The organism is Microcystis sp. LEGE 08355 (assembly GCF_015207185.1).
Taxonomy (GTDB): Bacteria; Cyanobacteriota; Cyanobacteriia; order Cyanobacteriales; family Microcystaceae; genus Microcystis; species Microcystis panniformis.
In genome coordinates this window covers 1-7,000 of sequence record NZ_JADEXI010000220.1, presented here as the reverse complement: position 1 = coordinate 7,000, position 7,000 = coordinate 1, and the positions used below count along the sequence as shown (strand labels likewise).

The following is a 7,000-nucleotide window of genomic DNA, read 5'->3' as shown; positions in this document are numbered from 1 at the left end:
CCCTTTCTGAGATAGGGATTGGGGGTGAGGGCAATTAACCATCTCTGCCATTACTTTAGAAAAATGGTATAAGCCGAGTTTTCAAGGTGCTGCGCCGTCCACTTGGTTTTCGAGACTGGCCTTTTAATTCTAACGTAAAGCCAACCTAGAACGGCGGGGTTTCAGACCCAAAATTTCCGATGATCGGCCTTCTTTTAAATATTCTTGCCACTGCCCTGAGTTTATTGGTGGTTGATATTATCTTCCCCGGCGTTAAAGTCGATAGCTTTATTGTGGCCATGGTTGCGGGGGCAGTTATCGGTTTAGTCAACGCACTGGTTAAACCGATTCTAGGGCTGCTTTCCCTACCGATTACTATTCTCACCCTCGGTGGCTTTATCCTTGTTCTCAATGGCTTTTGTTTCTGGTTAGCCTCGATTCTTGTGCCTGGATTTGCGGTTAAAGATTTAGTGGCTTTTATCGCTGCGCCCATCGTCCTCTCTCTGGTCAACACCCCCTTAAATAAATACTTCGCTGAAAAAGGTTTCAGCGAAGTACCACAATAGTCAGTGACCAGTTATCAGTTATCAGTACCCCTAGTATAACACCTTTGATCCAAAAATCATACCTTCGTGCAGAAAAAGGCCAAAAATAAATACTTCGCCGAAAAGGGTTTCAGCGAAGTACCACAATAGTCAGTGACCAGTTATCAGTTATCAGTATCTTTAGTATAACACCCTTTTTCGATCAGTGCAAGACTTTTTGCAAATTTTAGGCCAAGAATTTTGGACCCAAACCGACTTTCGGCGCGTACACCGCCCGATCGCCCAATTCCGCTTCGATGCGTAATAAGCGATTATACTTAGCCACCCGTTCACTGCGACTGAGAGAACCGGTTTTAATCTGTCCGGCATTAGTAGCCACCGCCAGATCTGCGATCGTGGTGTCTTCCGTTTCTCCAGAACGATGACTGATGACAGAACGATAACCGTGACGGGTAGCCAGGGCGATCGTTTGTAGGGTTTCCGTCAAAGAACCGATCTGATTGAGTTTAATCAGGATCGAGTTAGCAATACCCAGATCGATCGCTTTTTGCAGACGGATGGGATTAGTCACCATCAAATCATCGCCCACCAACTGAATCCGCGCCCCCAGTTTATCGGTCAATAATTTCCAGTTATCCCAATCTTCCTCGTGTAAACCGTCTTCAATAGAAACAATCGGATAGCGATCAACTAAACTGGCCAAAAAATCCACCATTTCGGCGGGAGAATGGGCCGAACCATCGTAGAGGTATTGACCATCCTTATAGAATTCACTGGCGGCCACATCCATAGCCAAAGCCACCTCCGACCCCGGTTTATAACCAGCACGTTCGATCGATTCGATCAAAATATCCAAAGCTTCCTGATTTGAAGCCAAATTAGGAGCATAACCGCCCTCATCGCCCACACCGGTCAGTAATTTGCGTTCGTGCAAGGCCTTACCCAAAGCGGCGAATACTTCCGCTCCCCAACGCAAACCCTCCTTAAAAGAATCGGCCCCGATGGGGAAGATCATAAACTCCTGAAAATCGACGTTATTATCAGCGTGAGAACCACCATTAATCACGTTCATCATCGGGACGGGTAGCACATTGGCCATCGGACCGCCGAGATAACGATAGAGAGGCAAGCCCAGATCCGCCGCCGCCGCTTTGGCCGTAGCCAGAGAGACGGCTAGGATAGCATTAGCCCCTAATTCTCGTTTATTGGCCGTGCCATCGCGATCAATCATAGCTAAATCGATACTAGCTTGGTCGAAAGCATTCATCCCCTCCAAAACTGGGACGATTTTTTCGTGGACATTGCGAACTGCTTTCAGGACACCCTTACCACCGTAACGCTGGGGATCATCATCGCGTAATTCGTGGGCCTCAAAACTGCCCGTAGAAGCGCCACTGGGAACCTGGGCCAAACCGAGCGCCCCCGATTCTAACAGCACTTCCGCTTCGATCGTGGGACGGCCGCGGGAGTCTAGAATCTCCCTAGCTGCGATCGCTTCGATGGGAACTTCGATTTTATCTAACATAACTTATCGTCTCCAACTCAATTTACGGGGTAATTTCGGCTGATTACTAATTGCCTAAAGGGAAATCCACGTTGACAATCTGCTTTTGATCATCAAAAACGAGGATTAAGGTATCCGTCAGTTTTTCAAATTGAATCGTCACCAACACCAGAACCACACCGTCCGTATCCGAGCCTTTTCTGACCTGAGTTCCCACAATCCGACGCACGGGGCCGGTACGCTTAAGTAAATTCTCCCACGCGCCTTGTACTCTGGTGGGGAAAACTTCCGCTTTCAGGAGAGGATGTAAAAAACCTCGGGCCAGGCCGTAGTCTTTATTGACCAAAGCCGTGACAAAAGCGGTGCCAATCTCAGAAATACTGCGAAATTCGGGAAAATCGGCGGCAACTATCTGACCGGACCGGTTAAAGGTAACTATCACATCGTCGGTAACTTTCTCAAATTCAACGGTGACAATCACCAGATTGGCATTGATAGCATCGAGTACCTTGGTTTTGACAATGCGCTTAAACGGTCCAGTATTGTCAGTGACTTGGCTTTCCCAGACCTTTTGCAATTTTTCGGCAGTCCAGAGGGGTTTTAGTTGGGGTGACAAAGCTGCAATAACTTTGTCGTATTGTTTAGTTCCCAACCATTCTACTAACTGCCGAGCTTGCTTTTCTTCTCGGACGGGATCACCAATAGCGATCGCAGTCGGTTCTAGGTTCGCCTGTACCGGTGAAACGTTGAACGTCGTCCAAGGCAGGGAAAACCCAATTAAACACAAAGAGAGAATCGATACCCGTTTCGCTAATGAAAGCCGCATCATTTCAGCTATTGCTCCGCAAATAAATAACGTTTTTCCACTTGACGATTGAATTGATGCCATTGTTCATTAGTTAAAGCATTCAACATCGGTCGATCGGGCAATATCTCTCCTCTTGTTATACTGGTTTAACGATTAAGACTACCGCCGAACGCGCTTGCACCCGATAGGTTTCCGATTCAATAGCGACGGCGGCATCTAAATCACAGGCTGCCTCGGACAATTGCCCAGCAGTATCGATGACGCGATGCCATTTTTCCCCTTGTCCCAAGGGTGGTAACTGGAAGTTGAGAGATTCCCAGTAAGCGTTGAGCATAATGTGTAAATACTCATTCGCCTTGGGATGACGCAGGGAAAAAGCTAAACTGTGGGAATCTTCCGACCAATCGGGTTTACTCAACTGTACGCCATGCCAACTGAGATGGGGTTCAAGACTGGTATAGGTGACTTCTAGCAATTTTTCTTGACGGAAAAGAGCTAATTTTTTATTAAAATCGATCAGTCTCCTTACGAAACACCAAAGATCGAACTCTTGCTCTACCGCACTCCAATCGAACCAACTTAACTGGTTATCCTGACAATAGGCGTTATTGTTGCCCTTTTGGGTGCGTCGCACTTCGTCCCCCATCAACAGCATAGGTGTTCCTTGGGAAATAAACAGGATCGTTAAGAGATTTTTTATTTGTTGCAGTCGCAGGGTTTTAATCCTCTCGTTATTGGTTTCCCCTTCTACCCCACAATTCCAGCTAAAATTATCGTTGCAACCGTCCCGATTCTCCTCGCCGTTAGCCTCGTTGTGTTTCTCGTCGTAGGAAACTAGATCGTTAAGGGTAAAGCCGTCGTGACAGGTAACAAAATTTATACTTCTATTGACATCGGTATCGGGTCTGTGGTATATGTCGGGGCTTCCTAAAATCCGCGCCGCTAATTTGCTGACTATGCCGGCATCTCCCCGGACAAAAGCGCGTACATCATCCCGAAAAGGACCATTCCACTCGGAAAACCAATCGGCAAATTCGACAAATTGACCGACACTATACAATCCTGCCGCATCCCAAGCTTCGGCGATTAATTTTGTCCCAGCTAAGACTGGATCCGATTCGATCGCCCAAATCATGTTATAACCTTTTTGCAGAATCGGTTCCCCGTCCACATTGCGCGATAATACGGCCGCTAGGTCAAAGCGAAAACCATCGACGTGCATTTCCGACACCCAATAGCGCAAACAATCGAGAATCATTTTGCCAACAATCGGATGACTGCCCTTGAGGGTGTTACCACAGCCGGTATAGTTGCTATAGATGCTTTTATCTTCCCCATCGAGGATGTAGTAGGTGCGATTATCGATACCTTTAAAGGAAAGAGTTGGCCCGATTTCGTCCCCCTCGGCGGTATGATTGAAAACCACATCGAGAATCACTTCGATCCCCGCTTTGTGTAAAGCTTTCACCAGATCGCGAAATTCATTCAAAGGACCCAGGGGTGAGCGATCGCTACTGTAGCCGGCATGGGGCGCAAAAAAGCCGATCGTGCTATAACCCCAATAGTTAGTTAACCCCGGCATGGCCGAAGCGGGATCAAAGTAATGAATCGGTAACAATTCCACGGCAGTAATGCCTAGGTTTTTCAAATAGGGTATTTTTTCGATTAATCCCGCAAAAGTACCTCTTTTTTCCTCGCTAACACCGGAATTCGGGTTACGAGTAAAGCCACCGACGTGCATTTCGTAGATAAAACTGGCAGAGTAGGGGGTGCGTAGCGGTTCGTCATCTTCCCAATCATAGCAGCCCGTATCCACTACCAGACCCCGCAAAGCTCGATGACAATTATCGCCTTTTTCGCTGGCAGCTTGTCGATCATAAATTTCCGCACCGACAATCGCTTTCGCATAGGGATCGAGAACTACTTTATCAGGATCGAAGCGATGACCCTGGGCCGGATTATCCGGACCATAGACTCGATAAGCATACACTTGACCGACTCCAATGCCGTGAACGAAAATATGCCAATAGAAAAAAGTGCGGTTTGTTTGCGGGGTGAGGAGAATAGTCCGGCTAGGTACGGGAGAATTAGCATCATCAAATAATAATAATTCTATGGCAGTGGCATACTTAGAAAATAGTGAGAAGTTGACACCATCGGCCAAGACAGTTGCCCCGACGGGATGGCTTTTACCGTGATCAGTTTTTAAGGTCATTGTCAAGAGATGAGAAGTGATTAGGAGTAGTATAAGATTATTCGGCGTTTTTGAATCAAGCTATGAATGCCAAATGTGTGTCCTATCCAAAAGTTAGTTTTGGTCTAGGTTTTAAAAATCTCACCCAAGAAGATTCAGAATTCAAATCAGCAAAGCCAGATTTTCCTGGAGATAATGTGATTAATTTCCAAGACCTTGCCCCGTTCAATAAAGCTCTCAATTTTCCGATATTTCAAGGAAACAATTAGAGGATTTTTAAATGACCTTTTCCGAAGATTTTAGTCCCGATTAAGCCAATTAATTAAGTCAGCTTGAATATTAAAGTCTAGCAATGCTTCTCCTAAGTCTTCTAATTGTTCAACGGTTAGTTTTTGGATAGTTTCGGTAATATGCGGGGGAAGTTCACCAAAACGTCGCTTTAGTTGACGCAGCACTACCTTGGTTTCTCCTTGTTGAATAGCTTTTTCTCTATCTTGTTCGTATAAAGGGGCTAAACGCATAATAAATTTCCTCTCCTCCTGGGTTCTTTTGGGTAAGGCTTGCAAGTTCCTACTCAAATTGTATAATAATTTTAAGGAAGCTGATTTAAAGGGATGACTAGGAGACAAGGCCTCTAATTCATCAATCGCTCTGGTTCTGGTTCCTCCTCTACCTAATAATCTTAACCAAAGGGTTTCAGGGGTTTCGGGTAATTGATGCAGTACAATAAGGGATGTGGTTAATGCTGGGGCTAAAAAATAAATTCCTTCTCCCCAATCTGGATGATTGAGAGCGGAAAAAGCAGTTATAATTCTTTGACTGGCAGTAGGAGTTAGTATCCATAGTCTAGGGATATTTTCTGCTAATAAGGGTTGTTGATGACGGTGAGCTTCTCTTTGTAATTGTTCCCGCACAGTCAACAGTTTAGATAAACAAGCGAGAATTCCCTCAATCGTGACCGGATTGCGATAGGGTTCCAATAGACAAGGGGTTTGAGCTAATCGGCCCAATAAACCTAATTCGGGCGGCATTTCTGGGGAAGTCGGTCGAAAATACACATCGATTTCTTGAGTTTCTGCCGTCACGTCAAGGCTAGTTTTCACGTCACCAGAAGAAGAGAGAAAAGTTTCGAGGTAATCTTTACTAAATTTATCCCAAAGAAAGCGAGTCAAGGCTGAAGTGATTCAATCGATGATCAGGGTTATTTTATCATCTTCAAAGCCTGATTGGAAAAATTAGCAGCATTGCAGCTTTAGTTACAGATTTTTGCTAGTTTTTGCGCTACAAATGAAAGGTTAATCAGCAAAAAACGCGCTCGACGAATGAAACCGCAAATCATCGTCTGTGGATTAGGTCGCACGGGTTATAAAATCTTTTGTTTACTCAAACAACAATCTGCGGCAGTAGTAGCGATTAGCGATCGCCAAATGCTCTGCGAATACCAGTCTGATATTATTATCGGCGATCCCTGCTCTCCTAAAACTCTCCTGCAAGCTGGCCTTCCAGATGCAGAAACCCTAGTTTTGGCCATCGATAACGACGCACTCAATCTGGAAATTCTCACCCGCGCCAGGATAATTAACCCGAAAATTCGGATAGTTAACCGACTATTTAACGAAACTTTAGGAGAAAGACTCGATCAAACGCTCCCTGCTCACGTTAGCATGAGCGTTGCTTCCCTAGCGGCTCCGATCTTTTCCTTTGCTGCCCTTGGTAATAAAGCTATCGGTCAATTACAGCTATTCGATCGCCTTTGGCCGATTCAAGAGATAATTATCGAGGAAAATCATCCTTGGTGGGGATTACCCCTCTACGAACTTTGGGACGATCCGGCCCGGATGTTATACCATTTTTCTAAATTCCTGACAGACATAGAGCTTCTAAAATCCAAGACCATCCCGTCAAATACCCGATCGTGTCATTGGATAGAGAATTTAAAAGATGGTAAAGTTTACTTCTTAAGTTATCAA

The 7,000-nt window shown here is 45.5% G+C and carries 5 protein-coding genes and 2 pseudogenes; 2 read left to right on the top strand and 5 right to left on the bottom strand.

The window, feature by feature from the left end:
* Positions 1–179 precede the first annotated feature (179 nt).
* Positions 180–545 (top strand): phage holin family protein, encoded by a 366-nt coding sequence (locus IQ242_RS12515; RefSeq protein ID WP_193960198.1) that lies wholly within the window; start codon positions 180–182, stop codon positions 543–545.
* A 205-nt stretch (positions 546–750) separates the two neighbouring features.
* Here IQ242_RS12515 and eno read toward each other — a convergent pair whose 3' ends face one another.
* The 4 genes from eno to IQ242_RS12495 all read right to left on the bottom strand — a co-directional run bounded on the left by eno (position 751) and on the right by IQ242_RS12495 (position 6,202).
* Positions 751–2,049: a phosphopyruvate hydratase gene (gene eno, locus IQ242_RS12510; protein WP_004161573.1), complete on the bottom strand. Its 1,299-nt coding sequence runs from the start codon at positions 2,047–2,049 to the stop codon at positions 751–753.
* 46 nt (positions 2,050–2,095) lie between these two features.
* Complete coding sequence (locus IQ242_RS12505) at positions 2,096–2,857, bottom strand: DUF3887 domain-containing protein (RefSeq protein ID WP_193960197.1); 762 nt, start codon at positions 2,855–2,857, stop codon at positions 2,096–2,098.
* 115 nt (positions 2,858–2,972) lie between these two features.
* On the bottom strand, positions 2,973–5,051 hold the full coding sequence (gene glgX, locus IQ242_RS12500; RefSeq protein WP_193960196.1) for a glycogen debranching protein GlgX: 2,079 nt from the start codon (positions 5,049–5,051) through the stop codon (positions 2,973–2,975).
* 278 nt (positions 5,052–5,329) lie between these two features.
* Complete coding sequence (locus tag IQ242_RS12495) at positions 5,330–6,202, bottom strand: DUF4351 domain-containing protein (protein WP_193960195.1); 873 nt, start codon at positions 6,200–6,202, stop codon at positions 5,330–5,332.
* A 150-nt stretch (positions 6,203–6,352) separates the two neighbouring features.
* Between IQ242_RS12495 and IQ242_RS12490 the strand changes: the two are divergent.
* Positions 6,353–6,919, top strand: a pseudogene (locus IQ242_RS12490) (TrkA family potassium uptake protein); the annotation flags it as partial.
* Here the strand turns inward: IQ242_RS12490 and IQ242_RS12485 are convergent.
* A pseudogene (locus IQ242_RS12485) lies at positions 6,885–7,000 on the bottom strand (IS630 family transposase); the annotation flags it as partial. The pseudogenes IQ242_RS12490 and IQ242_RS12485 sit on opposite strands and share 35 nt — an antisense overlap.